Raw genomic sequence first — 15,383 nt, 5'->3', positions numbered from 1 at the left:
AGATCAAGTGGGGCCTGGACTACATGAACTCCCGCTACGGCAGCCCCGTCCAGGCCTGGGACTTCTGGCAGACCCACCACTGGTACTAAACCCACAGGTCATCCAGTGACCCCGGCGCGCCCACCTGAGCGCGCCTCCCGCGAAGGCGGCGACCCCCGATCCCCGGGGCCGCCGCCTTCGGACGTTTCACATCGACGTGGACGGCGCTTCCGGCGCCGTCCACGCCTAGCCGTCCACCTCGTACCGTCCGACCTCCAGGAAGTACCGCAACTCCTCCGGCGTACCGTCGATGGCGTCCTCGGCCGCCGCACGGAGGGCGGGGCTGATGGTCGGGTCCGCCAGGATGCGGGCGACCGCCACGCGGAGGTCGTCCTCCGACATGTCGTCCACCGCTGTCCGGGACGTGGCCACGGCAACCGTGGACGCGGTCGATGGACCGGTGGCGAACGCCGGGGTGGTCAACAGCAGGGCAGGCGTCAGGGCGGTGGCCGCGACGAGCGGAGCAGCGCGGGTTGGTCTCATGGGCTTGCGCCTCCGTGGTCGAGCTGTCGATGCGAAGATCATCGCCGCTGTGCACCACCGCAACCGATGCCGGGAATCGGCAGTCTTCATGGACTGATCATCGCCGTCGTCACACCTGGTCGGATGCGGCCAGAGCTTACGTAAAGCCTTACGGAGCACGGTTTATGACGGTCCATTAGTTATGTGTCACCGTATGCACCACCCGGCCTCGTGGTCGTGGGCGGTGCCTCAGAGGCTGCGGGCGGTGATGTCGCCGTGGGCGGTGGTGGCGTGGATGTCGAGTGCGGTGGTGCCGTTGTTCGCGAGGGAGTTGTGGATGCGGCCGTGACCGGTGCCGGCGTCCAGCGCGGCCGGGACGCCGGTGGCGGCGCCCACGGCGATGTCGCCGGACCCGGTGCGCAGGACGAGGGTGCCGCGTACGGCCTCGATGATGCGGATGGCGCCGCGGGCGGTGCTGATGTCGGCGGGGCCGTCCAGCCGGCCGACCTGGACGTCGCCGTCGACCGCGGTCAGGCGAAGACTCTCCGCCTCCCCGATCTCGATGCGGCGGTAGGCGCCGTCGACGGTGATGTCGCCGCAGCGTCCGGTGGCGTGGAACTCGGTGGCGGCCGCGTTGGCCTCGATGCTGGATCCGGAAGGCAGTTGGACGGTGACCTCGACGGAGCCGGACGGTCCCGCCGGTCGGCCGTCGGCGGCCGGGGCGGTGATCTGGAGCCGGCCGTCGGCACAGGTGACGGCGGTCCGCTCGGCGGCCCGGGCGTCTCGGCGGTGGGAGACGTCGGCGGGGCGGACCTCGACGAGGGTGTCGGTGCGGTCGGCGGCGACGATCCGGACCCGTCCCGCGGGGATGTCCAGGACGGCGTGGACGGGGGCGGGGGTGTGGAACTTCCGCATGATGCTCTCCTCTTGCGCTCAATGTTTCTTACATCGGAAACGCTACGTAGCGTTCGAGGTTCACGCAATAATCTTGTTGCGATCAACTAGCGTCATCGCAGGTAGAGTTCAATATTTCGTTGCAACAGTCTCCGACTCAACGCAACGTTGACATCACGCTCGTTGCACTGACTTGAGCGTGAACGCACCGCCTGTCATCGCACACCCCCACCGCGGCAGGTCGCAACCACCGAGCGCGCGCCCTCCGCCACTCCCTCGCCGACCGGAGTCGGGGGTGCGGTCGGCGTTCCGTTCGCCCGGGTCATGCCGACGCCCGCCAGGACCACGGCCATGCCCAGCACCACCCGGCCGCCGAGGTGCTCGCCCAGGACGGCCACGCCGAGAAGGACGGAGACCACCGGCAGCAGGTAGCCGACCACGGCCGCGCTGGTGGCCCCCTCGTCGTTGATGATCCGGTAGGTGAGGTGGAACGTGGTCGCCGTGCACAGGACACCCAGGACGACGGCCGCGGCCAGGACGCCGGGGCCGGGGTCGATGGATCCCAGGCCGCCGACCGGCATCATGACGGCGGTCAGTCCACTCGCGGCGACGAGTTGGGCGGCGGACAGGGAGATGGTGGGGGTGCCCTTACGGACCAAGGTACGACCCATGTACGTGAACGCGACGGCGTAGCTGGCGGCCGCGCCGAGGATGGCGAGGGCGCCCCAGCCGACCGCCCCGGCGGTCCGCCAGGGGGCGAAGATGACGATCGTGCCGGTGAAACCGAGCAGAAGGCCCGTCAGCCGCATGGGCCGCAGGCGGCGTTCCGAGCCGAGGAACAGACCGAGGACGACCGACCAGAGTGGGGTCGTGGAGTTCAGGACTCCGGCGAGACCCGAGTCGACGGTCTGCTGCCCCAGGCTGAACAGCGCGAACGGAAGGGCGTTGCAGAAGAAGGCCGCGACTGCGATGTGGCGCCAGACGGGGACGCCACGTGGCAGGCGCCGGCCCGTCGCGTAGCAGGCGGTGGTGAGCACGACCGCGCCGAGGGCGCAGCGGATGAGCGTGACCTGGAGCGGGGAGAACCCGCGCAGCGCCAGTTCGGTCCAGAGGAAGGTCGAACCCCACAGCAGAGCGAGCACGGCCACCCGTACGCCGCCCCACAGGCGCCATGTACCGCTGTTCACTGGCGTGTTCCTCCATTCGCCTCGATCAACAGGCCCGGTGTTCGATCCAGCGGGCCCCTACGGCCCCGGTCCGGGGAGCGAGCACCTCGGTTCCGGTCCCTCGAAGGTGCCCCAGCCAAGCTTTGAGGACAAGCGAAAGGTTCTACCTGGTTTGTTAAGCTCTGCTACATGCTTGATGTGAGGCGACTCCAGGTCCTGCGCGCGGTGGTCACCAGTGGCACGGTCACCGCCGCCGCGGCCCATCTCGGCTACACGCCGTCAGCCGTCAGTCAGCAGGTGGCGGCACTGGAGAAACAGGCCGGCACGGCACTGCTCGAACGCGTCGGCCGCGGCGTGCGGCCCACGGCAGCCGGCCTGCTGCTCACCGAGCACGCGGCCCTGATCAGTTCGGCGGTCGCCCAGGCCGAGACCGCCCTCGCCGACCTCCGCGCCGGGCGCACCGGACACCTGACGGCCCGCTACTTCGCCACGGCCGGGTCCACGCTGATGGCCCCGGCCCTGGCCCGGCTGCGCGCAGAGCACCCGGGCGTCCGCGTCGATCTTCAACTCAGCGATCCCAAGGACCCGTTGCGGGAAGTGACGCAGGGCCGGGCCGACCTGGCCGTGGTCGTCCAGGCAGGCGACCGCGGCGGCGACGGCTTCCGGCTCGTCCACCTCCTCGACGACCCCTACGCCGCCGTACTGCCCCTCGGCCATCCGCTCGCCGGCGAGGAGGTCATCGACCTGGGCGCACTCTCCGGCGAGCAGTGGGTCGGCAGCGAGCCGCCCGGTCCCTGCCTGGAACCGGTGATCGACTCCTGTGCGGCGGCCGGCTTCAGCCCCGACTTCGTCATCCAGAGCGAGGACTACGCCACCGCCCAGGGCTTCGTCGCGGCCGGTCTCGGGGTCGGCCTGATGCCGCGACTGGGGCTGCGCAACCCGCACCCCGGGGTCGTCGTACGCCCGGTGCGCAACCCCGAGCCGGTCCGGGTGATCTCGGCAGCCGTACGCGAGATCTCCTTCGGACAGTCCGCTCTGCGCGGTCTGCTGGCCGCACTGCGGGAAGCCGCCGGCACCGCCGAGCCGGCCGGCGTCTCCCGAGCGTCCTGGTCTTCCGGCTCCCGAGCCCGGATCAGTTCGAACTGATGTGGATCGCCGTCGAGTCGGAGCGAGCCGATCGCGATTCGATCTTCGAGCAGTGATTTCCCGAGCTCACGCGCTATCGGGCCGGATCGGTGTCGTAGTCGTGCCGGGCCTGCTCGACCCGGTCCAGGTTGGCGGCAGCCCATCCGGCGAGGTGCGCGAAGAGCGGGGCAAGGCTGCGGCCCAACTCGCTGATCTCGTACTCGACCCGAGGGGGGACTTCCGGGTGGTACGTCCGAACGACCATGCCGTCGCGCTCCAGTTGCCTCAGCCGCTGGGTCAGCACCTTCGGCGTGATCGCGCCGATCCGTCGTTCCAGCTCGACGAAGCGCTGCCGGCCGTGCGCGTTGAGCGTCCACAGGATCGGGGTGGTCCACCGGCTGAACACGATGTCCACCACCGCAGTGGTCGGACAGGCGAGTTGAGGATCGATCGCGGCAGCCACCTCGCCGGTCTCACCGGCCATGTGCACCCCTCGGGATAGTCACTTTCCTCTAGGTACCTACTATATCGGCGCTGTTAGCGTCCTCGTGTCGTCCGGAGAGCGGCTCCGCGTGACGGTCCCGCCCGCACCCGGGCGGGACAACCATCCTCGATCGACACGGGAGTTGTTCATGTTCGTAGTGACGGGGGCCACCGGCAACGTCGGCCGTTCGCTCGTCCAGGCCCTCGCGGCGACCGGTGCACAGGTGACCGCGACATCCCGGGGGATCTCGGCGGCGGACGTACCGCAGCACGTCGAGTACCGGCGGGCGGACCTGGTCGACCCCGAGAGCCTTCGGCCCGTGTTCGACGGCGCCGACGCACTGTTCCTGCAGAACGGGGGCCCCAGCGCGCACCTGCTCAACCCGCAGAACATCCTCGACGTGGCCAAGGCCGGCGGCGTCGGCCGAGTCGTCCTGCTCTCCTCCCAAGGAGTCGCGACCCGACCCGGCTCCGCCTCGCACGGGGACACGGCGCGCTCCATCGAGGACGCCGTCCGGCAATCCGGCATGGCCTGGACGATCCTGCGGCCCGGGGGCTTCGACTCCAACGCGTACGCCTGGGCCGAGTCGGTCCGCTCGCGAAGGACGGCCGCCGCGCCGTTCGCCGACGTGGGCCTGCCGACGATCGACCCGGACGACATCGCCGAGGTCGCCGCCGCGGCCCTGCGGGAGGACGGTCACAGCGGAAAGACCTACGAGTTGACCGGGCCCGCGCTCAACACACCCCGCCGGCAGGCCGAGGCGATCGGCGACGCACTCGGCGAACCCGTCCGGTTCATCGAGCAGACCCGCGACGAGGCCCGCACGCAGATGCTCCGGTTCATGCCCGAGCCCGTCGTCGAGACCACGCTGGCCATCCTCGGCGAACCCACCCCCGCGGAACAGCGCATCAGCCCCGATGTCCAGCAGGTCCTCGGCCGCGCACCTCGCACCTTCGCCGACTGGGCTCGGCGCCACATCGCCGCCTTCCGGTGAGGCGACGCCCGGCCCGGCGCGCAAGTGGCGCACAGGAAAAGGCACTTGGGTAAACACTTCATATGGTCCAGACCAAAGACTCGTTTGGTCTAGTCCAACATGATTGACGTGATCGCGACAGCGCCCGGAAGCTGGGACCCCCCACCCCTCTGGAGGCACAGTGAGACGTCTTCGCGCATGCCTGGGCGCGGCAGCCGCCGTGAGCCTGGCCGCGGCCGGCACGACCGCGCTCGTCGCCGGCAGCGCTTCGGGCGCGTCCGCCGCGCTCAGCAACCGGTGGTACGCCGCCGCCCCTTACCTGATGCCGACGGACAACGACCCGCCGGACGCGGGCGCCATCATGGACGCGACCGGCCTGAAGGCGTTCCAGCTCGCCTTCATTCTCGCCCCCAACGGTGGCGGTTGCTCGCCCACTTGGGGCGGAACGTCGGCGGTCTCCTCGGACACCGCGGTGCAGTCGGTCATCAACACCATCCGCGCCAAGGGCGGCGACGTCTCCGTCTCGATCGGCGGCTACGGCGGCACCAAACTCGGCCAGGCCTGCTCGGACGCGACCGCCACCGCTGCCGCGTACCAGCAGGTCATCACCAAGTACGGCCTGCACGCCATCGACTTCGACCTGGAGGAGCCGGAGTACGAGAACACGGCGGCCGTCAGGAACGAGATCGGCGCCGCCAAGATCCTCCAGCAGAACAACCCCGGCCTGTACGTGTCCGTCACCACGGCCGGAACGGCCGACGGCACCGGCTGGTTCGGCAAGCAGATGCTGCTGGAGGCGAAGTCGCAGGGGTTCACCCCGAACAACTTCTCCATCATGCCGTTCGACGGCGGTTTCAACGGCGCCGCGTCCCAGACCAGCGCGCTCGCCAACTTCAACACGATCCTCCAGTCGACGTTCGGCTGGGACCAGGCGACCGCGTACGCCCACGAGGGCTTCTCCGGCATGAACGGCCGCAGCGACACGGGCGAGTACTTCTCCCAGGCCGACTTCCAGACGGTGCTGGACTTCGCCACGAGCCACAACATGGACCGCTTCACCTTCTGGTCCCTCAACCGGGACCGCCAGTGCTCCCCCGCCGACAACGGCGGCCGCACGTCGGGCACCTGCTCCAGCGTGGCCCAGAACTCCTGGGACTTCGCGAAGTACTCGGTGAAGTTCGCGGGCGTGACCCCGCCTACCGGCACACCCACCCCGACGCCCACACCGACCCCCACGCCCACACCCCCGAGCAGCGCCTGCAAGACGCCCTGGAACGCGGCCACGGTCTACACCGCCGGCAACGAGGCCTCGTACAACAACCACAACTGGAAAGCCAAGTGGTGGACCCAGAACGAAGCGCCGACCGGCGCCGAGTGGGGCCCGTGGCAGGACGAGGGCACCTGCTGACACGTCCACCGGCCCGAGTCATTCCCGGCCGCACCCCCTGAGGGCAGGCGCCACCCGGATCCGGGTGGCGCCTGCCTTTTTGGAGACCGCGGTCACATCAACCGCAGTCACACTGTGCACGCTCGTGCGCGCGGTGTTGCGGAACCGGTGAAGCACCCCACATGACCCACGTCACCCACTACCCGCAATAGTGGATAAAAAGGGGCATGTTTAGACGCGCGCATACGCCTTGACCTGCGGATTGAGAGCCAGCTCACACAGGGCGCCAGCGCCTCGAATGCGGCCACAACTAGTAAAAGGGGTCATTGCGGACACCGGTCCGGGCTGGTTGTCTTGAGGACGTCGCCAGGCACCACGGCCCCCACCGGGTCACGGTGCCTCCGCATGCCGGGACCGACCAGCACCACCCGCACCACGCACCACACGGTCCCCCGGCGAGCGAGCGGCCCCCTTGCCCCCGAAGAACGAGGTTCTCTGTGTCCGTCTCCGCCATCCGCCGCATCGCCAGCCCGAAGAAGGCCCTCACCGTCGCCGCCCTCGCCGCCACCACCGCCGGTCTGGCGCTGGCCGCCGTCCCGGCCCAGGCTTCCACGACGTCCGCCTCCTCCGCCCAGGCGATCGCCCGGCAGATGATCCCGGACACGGCCCAGTACAACGCCTTCAACAAGATCGTCACCCACGAGAGCGGCTGGAACCACACCGCCACCAACTCCTCCTCCGGCGCCTACGGCCTCGTCCAGGCCCTGCCCGGCTCCAAGATGGCCACCGCCGGCTCCGACTGGAAGACCAACCCCGCCACCCAGATCAAGTGGGGCCTGGACTACATGAACACCCGCTACGGCAGCCCCGTCCAGGCCTGGGACTTCTGGCAGACCCACCACTGGTACTAAACCCACCAGTACCGGGCACACCCAGCCGCCCCCGCAACAGGGCATCACACGCGACACCGACCGCTGCTTCACACGAAGCAGCGGCCTTGTCGTGTCCGGGGGTCAGGCGGGCTGGGCGGCGGCCGCGTCCAGCGCCTCCCGGGCCGCCGTCACGGCCGCCGCCCGGTCCTGCGGCACGAGTCCGATGCGGGTACGCCGGTCCAGGAGGTCGGCCTCGTCCAGGGCGCCCTCGTGCAGGGCGGCCCAGAGCAGGGCGCCACGGGTGACGGGGCTCCCCGGCACCACGGGCTCGTTCAGGCGGGGATCGAGGGTGCCCAGGGCGTGCACGGCGGGAGCCTCGATGCCGTAGCGGCGGACCAGGTGGCCCGGGGCCGTGAGCGCGCCGAGCCGGTGCGGGGCGGCGGCTCCGACCAGGGGCAGGGACGCGGTGGTCGAGGCGCCGGCGCGCAGACCGCGGGCCTCGACCGCCGAGTCGACGGCATCCTGCGCCATGCGCCGGTAGGTGGTGAGCTTGCCCCCGACGACCGTGACCACCCCGTCGCCGGAGGTGAGGACGGCGTGCCGGCGCGAGATGTCGGAGGTACGGGAGGGGTCCGTCGACCGGGTGGGCACGGTGTCCAGCAGGGGACGCAGTCCCGCGAAGGCGCCGACGACGTCGTGCCGCCTGACCGGTGCGTCCAGGGCGGAGCCCAGCACGTCGAGCAGGAAACCGATGTCCGACTCCGGCACCTCGGGCACGTCCGGTATGTCGCCGTCGACGGGTTCGTCGGTGAGGCCGACGTACACGCGGCCGTCGTCCTGCGGCAGTACGAGGACGAACCGGTTGGTCTCCCCCGGGATCGGGATGTGCAGGCCCGCGGGCAGCGGACCGAGCAGGTCGGCGCGCAGGACCAGATGGGTGCCGCGCGAGGGCCGGATACGGATGCCCTCGACCAGGCCGCCCGCCCATACGCCGGACGCGTTGATGATCACGCGGGCCCTGATCTCGCCCTGCTCCCCGGTGAGTTCGTCGCGGACGCGGGCGGTGGTCCCGTCGAGCCCCAGGGCCCTGACCCTGGTGAGGATCCTCGCGCCGTGGGCGGCGGCGGTGCGGGCCAGCGCGGTGACCAGGCGGGCGTCGTCGGTCACCCGGCCGTCCCAGGACAGCAGGCCGCCGCGCAGGCCGCCGGGGCGTACCGACGGTGTCAGGTGGCGGGCTTCGACGGCGGAGAGGCGGCGCGGCGCGGGCAGGGTGGCGCGTGAGGTGCGGGCCGCGAGGCGCAGGGCGTCCCCGGCCCGGAAGCCGGCCCAGGCCAAGGACGCCTGGCCGCGTGACACCGAGGGCGTCAGGGGCAGGACGAAGGGCTGGGCGCGCACCAGGTGGGGTGCGGTGCGTTCCATGAGCACACCGCGTTCGACCGCGCTCTCGTGGGCGACGTCGAGCTGTCCCGAGGCGAGGTAGCGCAGTCCGCCGTGGATGAGTTTGGAACTCCAGCGCGAGGTGCCGAAGGCGAGGTCGTGGGCGTCGACGGCGACCACGTCGAGGCCGCGCGCCGCGGCGTCCAGCGCGACCCCGGCGCCGGTGGCGCCGAGCCCGACGACCAGGACGTCCACCACGTCGGCGTCGACGGCCTCGGCCAGTTCGCGGCGTCGGCGGGCGGCGGAGAGCGACGATCCGGGGGCGGGAACGGACGGGCCGGACGGGCTGCTGGTGGGGCTCATGGGGTGAGGGTCCTCTCCAGAAGTGTGCGCAGTTCGTCGAGGAAGGCGGATTCGGTGAGTTCGGGGTCGTCCTCGTCGGCCATGGTCCGCAGCGACAGGGTGAAGGACTGGACCACGAGCAGTACCGCGCGGGCCTGGCGGGCCGTGTGCGTACGTCGCACCGACCCGTCGGCGTGGCCCTCCGCCAGCGCGTCGGCGAGCAGGCCCAGCAGGGCTTCCTGACTGGCTCCCCGGCGGTCCAGGACGTAGGTCAGCAGGAGTTCGGGGTCGACGTCGACGATCTTGAGGAAGAGCGGGTGGGCCCGGAACGCCGCGACTCCGGCCACGAGTCCGTCCACGATCAGGCCGCGCGCCTCCTGGCCGGGGCGGCGTTCGGGCATGGCGCGGCTCGCCACGTCGATCCACTCGCGCGTCATGAGGTCGCCGACCAGTGACCGCACGTCGGGCCAGCGGCGGTAGAGGGTCATCCGTGAGACGCCGGCGCGGCGGGCGACGTCGGTGAGGGTGGTGCGCCGGACGCCGAACGCCAGCACACAGTCGCGTACGGCGTCGAGAACGGGATCGCTGTCCGAGCTGTCCGAGTGGTTGTGACGAATAGGCGTCATGTGTCACAGTGTAACGCCCCGTGCGGCCGTGCGGGAGACGGCGCGTCCGGGAGACGGCGCGTCGCCAACCGACCGATGAGGACAGACCGTTCATGGACATGCTGTGGAGTGGCTGGGGCGACCCCGACAGGGCGGCACCGCTGCCCGACCCGGTGACCGCGCTGCTGCGGGACCTGCTCGGCGTCAAGCCGCGGGAGACCGGCACGCTCGCCCTGGAGGACATCCCCCTCCCCGAGTCCCCGTTGGACACCGCCGCCCTGCGCGCGCTGGCGGCGGCCGTCGGCGGCGAGGACCGGGTGCGCACCGACCCGGAGAGCCGGATCAGGCACACCCGCGGCAAGTCCACGCCCGACCTGCTGAAGATCCGTGCCGGAGACGTCGTGGACGCCCCGGCGGCCGTCGTCCTGCCCGCCACCCACGCCGAGGTCCTGGCCGTACTGCGGGTCTGCGCCGAACACGCCCTCGCGGTCGTCCCGTTCGGCGGCGGCACGTCGGTCGTCGGCGGCCTCGCGCCCGAACGCCGTGACTTCGTCGCCCTGGACCTGCGCCGTATGGACGCCCTGCTCGACGTCGACCCCGTGTCACGGACCGCCACCCTCCAGCCCGGCCTTCGCGCACCCGAGGCGGAGGCGCTCCTGGCCGAGCACGGGTTCACCCTCGGCCACTTCCCGCAGTCCTACGAGTGGGCGACCATCGGCGGATTCGCGGCCGCCCGGTCCAGCGGACAGGCCTCCGCCGGTTACGGCCGCTTCGACGAGATGGTCCTCGGCCTCACCGTCGCCACCCCCGAAGGCACCCTGGAGGTGGGACGCGCGCCGCGCTCGGCGGCCGGACCCGACCTGCGCCAGCTGATCCTCGGCTCCGAGGGAGCCTTCGGGGTCATCACCGCCGTCACGGTGCGCGTCAGGCCCCGGCCGCAGAGGCGCGTCCACGAAGGGTGGCGCTTCGCCTCCTTCGAGCAGGGCGCCACCGCCCTGCGCCGGCTCGCCCAGGACGGCCCGCTCCCGACGGTCCTGCGGCTGTCCGACGAGACGGAGACCTTCGTCGGTCTCGCCCAGCCCGACGCCATCGGCTCGGCCGACCTGCCCGCGAACGCCGGATGCACGGCCGTCGCCGGGTACGAGGGCACCGAGGAGGAGACGGCGAGCCGCCGGGAGCGGGCAGCCGCCGTGCTGCGCGCCGCCGGGGGCACCTTCCTGGGAGCGGAGCCCGGCGAGCGCTGGGCGCACGGCCGTTACGCGGCACCGTATCTGCGGGACTCCCTGCTCGACGCCGGCGCGTTCGCCGAGACCCTGGAGACGGCGGCCTTCTGGTCGCGCGTCCCCGACCTCTACGCGGCCGTGCGCACCGCGCTCACCGACACCCTCACCGCGGCGGGCACCCCGCCCCTGGTGATGTGCCACATCTCGCACGTGTACGAGAACGGCGCCTCGCTGTACTTCACCGTGGTCGGCGCACAGGGCGAGGACGCCGTCGCGCACTGGGCGCCGGCCAAGGCGGCCGCCTGTGAGGCCGTCCTGAACGCGGGCGGTACGATCAGCCACCACCACGGCGTGGGCACCGATCACCGCGACTGGTACGTGCGGGAGGCCGGGCCGCTGGGGGTCGAGGCACTGCGCGCCGTCAAGCGGCGACTGGACCCCGACGGCCTGCTCAACCCCGGGGTACTGCTGCCCAAGGACTGACTCCCCCGCGCAGCTCCCGGTCGCCGTACGGCCACTGGCCCACCGTCAGGCTCCGGCTCCGCGCCGGGGCCCGCACCTGCCCGGACTCCATCCCCCGCTCCGTCCCACCGTCACCGCCCGGAGGCACACCGATGCGACAGTTCACCGCCGTCGTCAATCCCACTGCGGGCGACTCGGCCGGAGCGGCGGCGCTGCTCCAGGTCGCCCGTCTGCTGCGGGAGGCCGGAGCGGAACTGGACACCGAGTACAGCCACAGTCTCGACCACGCCCGGGAACTGGCCCGCGGGGCCGCGGAGCGGGGCCGGGTCGTGCTCGCCGTCGGCGGCGACGGCATGGCCGGGGGCATAGGCGGCGCGCTCAGCGGTACGGACGCCGTGCTGGGCCTGATACCCGCGGGCCGCGGCAACGACTTCGCCCGCGCTCTCCAGCTGCCCACCGACGCGACCGGCCTGGCCCGTGTCCTGCTCGACGGCGAGCCGCGGCGCGTGGACACCATCGAGGTCGAGTCGGCGGTACACCCCCGCACCGTCGTGCTGGGCAGCGTCTACGCGGGCGTCGACGCGCTCGCCAACCGCCACGCCAACCGTGCGCGCTTCCTGCGCGGGTCCGCCTCGTACTATGCCGGCGGGCTGCGCGCCGTCGCCGGCTGGCGCCCGGCGTCCTACCGGGTCACCGTCGACGGCCGGGAGCACCCGCACCGCGGCTACACCGTCGTGGCCGCCAACTCCGCGTACTACGGCTCCGGGCGCATCGTCGCCCCGTCCGCCCGGGTGGACGACGGTCTGCTGGACGTCGTCATGATCCGGGAAGCTCCCCGGCGCCTGTTCTTCACGCTCATGAACGAGCTCAGGACCGGTGCCCACGTCGAGCGGCCCGAGGTCGTCGTCCTGCAGGGCCGGGAGATCCGCATCGAGGCGGACCGGCCGGTGCCCTACGGCGCGGACGGCGAGGTCGACGCCACCCTGCCCGTGACCGTCCGGGTACGACCGCGCGACCTGTCCGTCCTGTCCTGAGCGCCGGGGCGGCCGAGGGGGACGGTCACCGACGGAACAAAACCGTGCCGGGCCGTGCGACCAGCGGGTTTCGGCACTACGGGGTTCCCGGCTAACACGGCTCATCTCGCCACATTCGCAGCGACACGCTGGTGTCGGGGGATGAGCAGACGTCAGAAGATCCATCAGACGGACTAATCGTATGTCAATCTGCCTTATTTGATGGCGATATGACATCCCATCAGGGCCTCAACAGAGGCCATAAATGCCTCATTTGGAGCTCTCTGGCCAGTATTTCGAAATGACCGATATGACCGCCGTGGGTAAGTTCATTCACAAGCCGGCTGACGGGCCGGCAGCCCTGAAACAGGAGATAGTGAAATGAAGCTTCGTTCCACGGCGGTCACCGCCGCTGTTTCCGCAGCCGCGGCTCTGGCCGCGACCGGCATCACCTACGCCTCGGCCGCTTCCGCCCCGGCGCCCCAGCAGGCGCCGGCCGTCGCCGCCCCCGCCGCTCCCGCCGCCCTTCCCGACGGTGGCAGCGGCAACGGCAACGGCAACGGCAACGGCAACAACAACGGCAAGGGCGACGAGGGCAAGGGCAACGAGGGCCGCGGCGGCGGTGGCGGTGGCCACCGCTACTACGAGGGCCGCATCGAGGTCAACGAGCGGTCCTACTCGGCCCACCCCGGCGACTGCATCACCGTCGTCAGCGGCCTCGGCGCGCGCAGCCTGAACATCCGCAACGACACGAAGCGGACCGTCGAGGTCTTCCGCGGCGCGGTCTGCGACAACGGCGCCCCCATCGCCACCGTCGGCCCGCGCAGCTCCGCCAACGGCGTGCACCCGGGCCACACCCGCGCCATCGACATCGACCACGGCGTCGTGGCGAGCTTCCGGGTGGTCCGGGGCTACGACGGCTACGACGGCGGCGGGCACGGCGGCGGCGGCCGCGGCGGCGACTACGGCGGCGACTACTAGAAAACAGTCGGTCGCGTACTGAGGAGCCCCGGCCCGCTGGAATCGGGCCGGGGTCCCAGTACCCACCATTCTCCGACGGTCACGCCCCGTGTGCACCCCGCGCGCCCGACGCCGCGCGTGCGAGGTGCATGCGGGACGTGGCCGTCCGCCTTTCCCGCACCGCCCCGTCCGGCGCCGCTTCAGGTGCCGATCCCCTGTGGATAGCGGAAGTAACCGGTCGGGTCGTACTTCCGCTTCACCCTGACCAGCCGGTCGTAGTTCGCGCCGTAGTAGGCCCGCCGCCAGTCCTTCAGCGTCGGGTCCGGGAAGTTCTGATACGACTGCCCGGGCGGCGTGCCGCCGAAGACGCCCTGGTAGAAATCACGGAGCCAGTGCAGGTTCGCGGTCTCGACACGGTGCGGATCGTAGTCCGTCCAGGAGGTCTCGGCCGCGAAGATGAACACGGCGTTGCGGTGCACGAACGCGGTCGCGTCCGGTGGCACCTGGTTGATCTCCCCGCCGAGGGCGAACATCGCGAACCCGGCCCCGTCCTCGTTGCTGCTGCCCGGCCAGTCCAGCAGCTGCTCGGCGGCGGCCCCGACCTGCCGTTCGGTCAGGAGCTCCCGGGAAGTGAGCACCGCCGACTTGGTGGCGAACTGTTCCACCGGCGTGGTGGCGCTCAGCAGTACGCTCGCCCGACCGGGAGTGACCTCGCGCACGGACGCCCTGTTGCGGGCGCGCTCCTCGGCCGTGCCGATGGCGAGCAGCGGAGCCAGGATGTCGCGCAGCTCGTCGAGGGGCCCGTAGAACTGGCCGATGGCGTTGACATCGGCATTGGCACGGATCTGGTCCCGGGTACGCCCGTGGGTCCCGATGCCGACGCGAAGGTGGAACCGCTTGTCGTCCAGGCCGGTCAGGGCGATCCGCTGCGCGGCGGCGATCACCGGCTGCACGGAGTCCAGGCTCCAGCGCAACTGGTAGAAGCCCACGTCACCCTGGAACTGCTCGTACTGGAACGTAAAGGACGTGTTGACGCCGAAGTTGTTCCCCGCGCCGCCGCGGCAGCCCCAGAACAGGTCGGAGTGCGAGTTCCGGCCCGCCTCCACCACCCGGCCGTCGGCGAGCACCACGGTCGTCGAGACCAGCCGGTCGCAGGTCAGACCGAACATCTTGTCGCTGAAGCCGATGCCGCCGCCGAGCACCAGTCCGGCCACCCCCACCGTGGGGCAGCGGCCGGTCGGCACGAAGATCCCCTGGTCCTCCAGCAGCGGGTGCAGGTCACCGTTGGTGACGCCGGCCCCCACGGTGACCGTGCCCGCCTCATGGGTGACCTTCATCGAGCCGTAGGTCCGGGCGCGGGCGCCCGGCCGCGGGGTGATGCGAATGGTCTTCATCCGGGCCATGTTGAGCAGCAGGCCCCTGGTGGTGGAGTACCCGGCGTAGTTGTGGCCGAGGCCGGAGCGGGGCACGGTGGGCAGCCCCACCGATCGGGCCCAGCGGACCGCGGTGCGGACATCCTCGGTGGAACCGCAGGCGACGATTCCGGCGGGGTGCGTCCCGGCGTAGCGGTGGTTGAACGGGAGTGCCAGCGGCGGGTAGTGGGAGTCGTTCGGCCGGTAGAGGGTGGAGCGCGACGACAGCGCGTCGGCCAGCCGCTTCCAGTCCCGGGGGCCGACCCCTTCCAGGAAGCCGGCGGGTGACGCGGCGGCAGGTGACGTCTGCGCCCCCACCAGCCCCGTCCCCAGAGCACCCAGCGTGCCTGCCCGCACCACGTCCCGCCTGCCGATCACAGTGACTGCCCCTCACGAGAAACACCCCGAAGAGGCGATCGCCTCCGTGTGCAGTCAACCGATCGCCGGCCCGCACAGGCGTCCAACATGCTCCGCTCACCGGGCCGCGACCCCAAAGAGTGCCCGGTGTACCGCCGAATGGGCCCGGAACGGCCGCCGACGCGAGACGCCCGGCCGGGGATTCCCGGCCGGGCGTCTCGCGGAGCCCT

15 protein-coding genes are annotated in these 15,383 nt (G+C 71.4%); 8 read left to right on the top strand and 7 right to left on the bottom strand.

The features are described from left to right. A partial coding sequence (locus ACZ60B_RS18425; RefSeq protein ID WP_469388145.1) for an aggregation-promoting factor C-terminal-like domain-containing protein occupies window positions 1–89 on the top strand: 89 nt, incomplete at its 5' end. A 136-nt stretch (window positions 90–225) separates the two neighbouring features. Here ACZ60B_RS18425 and ACZ60B_RS18420 read toward each other — a convergent pair. The 3 genes from ACZ60B_RS18420 to ACZ60B_RS18410 all read right to left on the bottom strand — a co-directional run bounded on the left by ACZ60B_RS18420 (window position 226) and on the right by ACZ60B_RS18410 (window position 2,582). Continuing rightward, window positions 226–522, bottom strand: coding sequence for an ALF repeat-containing protein (locus ACZ60B_RS18420; RefSeq protein ID WP_469388138.1), 297 nt, complete (start codon window positions 520–522; stop codon window positions 226–228). Window positions 523–750: 228 nt separating this feature from the next. Beyond that, the gene (locus tag ACZ60B_RS18415; RefSeq protein ID WP_469388136.1) at window positions 751–1,416 is read right to left on the bottom strand and encodes a DUF4097 family beta strand repeat-containing protein; all 666 of its coding nucleotides are present in this window, start codon (window positions 1,414–1,416) and stop codon (window positions 751–753) included. Window positions 1,417–1,610: 194 nt separating this feature from the next. Continuing rightward, window positions 1,611–2,582, bottom strand: coding sequence for a DMT family transporter (locus tag ACZ60B_RS18410; RefSeq protein WP_469388134.1), 972 nt, complete (start codon window positions 2,580–2,582; stop codon window positions 1,611–1,613). Between the two features lie 168 nt (window positions 2,583–2,750). Here ACZ60B_RS18410 and ACZ60B_RS18405 point away from each other — a divergent pair, with 168 nt between their 5' ends. Further along, window positions 2,751–3,707, top strand: coding sequence for a LysR family transcriptional regulator (locus ACZ60B_RS18405; RefSeq protein WP_469388132.1), 957 nt, complete (start codon window positions 2,751–2,753; stop codon window positions 3,705–3,707). Window positions 3,708–3,780: 73 nt separating this feature from the next. Here ACZ60B_RS18405 and ACZ60B_RS18400 read toward each other — a convergent pair whose 3' ends face one another. Then, window positions 3,781–4,170, bottom strand: a complete 390-nt coding sequence (locus ACZ60B_RS18400; RefSeq protein WP_469388130.1) for a winged helix-turn-helix transcriptional regulator — start codon at window positions 4,168–4,170, stop codon at window positions 3,781–3,783. A 148-nt stretch (window positions 4,171–4,318) separates the two neighbouring features. Here ACZ60B_RS18400 and ACZ60B_RS18395 point away from each other — a divergent pair, with 148 nt between their 5' ends. The 3 genes from ACZ60B_RS18395 to ACZ60B_RS18385 all read left to right on the top strand — a co-directional run bounded on the left by ACZ60B_RS18395 (window position 4,319) and on the right by ACZ60B_RS18385 (window position 7,441). After that, window positions 4,319–5,164, top strand: coding sequence for an NAD(P)H-binding protein (locus tag ACZ60B_RS18395; RefSeq protein ID WP_469388128.1), 846 nt, complete (start codon window positions 4,319–4,321; stop codon window positions 5,162–5,164). A gap of 160 nt (window positions 5,165–5,324) precedes the next feature. After that, on the top strand, window positions 5,325–6,551 hold the full coding sequence (locus ACZ60B_RS18390; RefSeq protein WP_469388127.1) for a chitinase: 1,227 nt from the start codon (window positions 5,325–5,327) through the stop codon (window positions 6,549–6,551). A gap of 476 nt (window positions 6,552–7,027) precedes the next feature. Beyond that, the gene (locus ACZ60B_RS18385; RefSeq protein WP_469388125.1) at window positions 7,028–7,441 is read left to right on the top strand and encodes an aggregation-promoting factor C-terminal-like domain-containing protein; all 414 of its coding nucleotides are present in this window, start codon (window positions 7,028–7,030) and stop codon (window positions 7,439–7,441) included. A 102-nt stretch (window positions 7,442–7,543) separates the two neighbouring features. Here the strand turns inward: ACZ60B_RS18385 and ACZ60B_RS18380 are convergent, their stop codons facing one another. Then, a complete protein-coding gene (locus ACZ60B_RS18380) occupies window positions 7,544–9,142 on the bottom strand; it encodes a glycerol-3-phosphate dehydrogenase/oxidase (RefSeq protein ID WP_469388122.1) in 1,599 nt (532 codons plus the stop codon). Next, window positions 9,139–9,747, bottom strand: coding sequence for a TetR/AcrR family transcriptional regulator (locus tag ACZ60B_RS18375; RefSeq protein WP_469388121.1), 609 nt, complete (start codon window positions 9,745–9,747; stop codon window positions 9,139–9,141). Before ACZ60B_RS18375 ends, ACZ60B_RS18380 begins: the two co-directional genes overlap by 4 nt. 92 nt (window positions 9,748–9,839) lie before the next feature. Here ACZ60B_RS18375 and ACZ60B_RS18370 point away from each other — a divergent pair, with 92 nt between their 5' ends. From ACZ60B_RS18370 to ACZ60B_RS18360, 3 genes are all read left to right on the top strand, one after another. Beyond that, window positions 9,840–11,432 carry an FAD-binding oxidoreductase gene (locus ACZ60B_RS18370; RefSeq protein WP_469388120.1) on the top strand — a complete coding sequence of 531 codons (1,593 nt, stop codon included), beginning with the start codon at window positions 9,840–9,842 and terminating at the stop codon, window positions 11,430–11,432. Between the two features lie 131 nt (window positions 11,433–11,563). After that, window positions 11,564–12,445, top strand: coding sequence for a YegS/Rv2252/BmrU family lipid kinase (locus tag ACZ60B_RS18365; protein ID WP_469388117.1), 882 nt, complete (start codon window positions 11,564–11,566; stop codon window positions 12,443–12,445). A 360-nt stretch (window positions 12,446–12,805) separates the two neighbouring features. Continuing rightward, window positions 12,806–13,405, top strand: coding sequence for a hypothetical protein (locus ACZ60B_RS18360; RefSeq protein WP_469388115.1), 600 nt, complete (start codon window positions 12,806–12,808; stop codon window positions 13,403–13,405). Window positions 13,406–13,584: 179 nt separating this feature from the next. On the opposite strand, the gene ACZ60B_RS18355 is transcribed toward ACZ60B_RS18360, so the two are convergent. After that, the gene (locus ACZ60B_RS18355) at window positions 13,585–15,174 is read right to left on the bottom strand and encodes an FAD-binding oxidoreductase (protein WP_469388113.1); all 1,590 of its coding nucleotides are present in this window, start codon (window positions 15,172–15,174) and stop codon (window positions 13,585–13,587) included. Between the last annotated feature and the right edge of the window lie 209 nt (window positions 15,175–15,383).

The sequence above is a fragment of the Streptomyces sp. NPDC104096 genome, assembly GCF_055584385.1.
Note: the sequence above shows the minus strand (reverse complement) of the source record. Positions and strands in the feature narration are given on the sequence as shown.

Bases quoted from the DNA above. Each gene is read 5' to 3' on its own strand.
- ACZ60B_RS18420 (WP_469388138.1), bottom strand. From the start codon at position 522: ATGAGACCAACCCGCGCTGCTCCGCTCGTCGCGGCCACCGCCCTGACG.
- ACZ60B_RS18415 (WP_469388136.1), bottom strand. From the start codon at position 1,416: ATGCGGAAGTTCCACACCCCCGCCCCCGTCCACGCCGTCCTGGACATC.
- ACZ60B_RS18405 (WP_469388132.1), top strand. From the start codon at position 2,751: ATGCTTGATGTGAGGCGACTCCAGGTCCTGCGCGCGGTGGTCACCAGT.
- ACZ60B_RS18400 (WP_469388130.1), bottom strand. From the start codon at position 4,170: ATGGCCGGTGAGACCGGCGAGGTGGCTGCCGCGATCGATCCTCAACTC.
- ACZ60B_RS18395 (WP_469388128.1), top strand. From the start codon at position 4,319: ATGTTCGTAGTGACGGGGGCCACCGGCAACGTCGGCCGTTCGCTCGTC.
- ACZ60B_RS18380 (WP_469388122.1), bottom strand. From the start codon at position 9,142: ATGAGCCCCACCAGCAGCCCGTCCGGCCCGTCCGTTCCCGCCCCCGGA.
- ACZ60B_RS18375 (WP_469388121.1), bottom strand. From the start codon at position 9,747: ATGACGCCTATTCGTCACAACCACTCGGACAGCTCGGACAGCGATCCC.
- ACZ60B_RS18370 (WP_469388120.1), top strand. From the start codon at position 9,840: ATGGACATGCTGTGGAGTGGCTGGGGCGACCCCGACAGGGCGGCACCG.
- ACZ60B_RS18365 (WP_469388117.1), top strand. From the start codon at position 11,564: ATGCGACAGTTCACCGCCGTCGTCAATCCCACTGCGGGCGACTCGGCC.
- ACZ60B_RS18360 (WP_469388115.1), top strand. From the start codon at position 12,806: ATGAAGCTTCGTTCCACGGCGGTCACCGCCGCTGTTTCCGCAGCCGCG.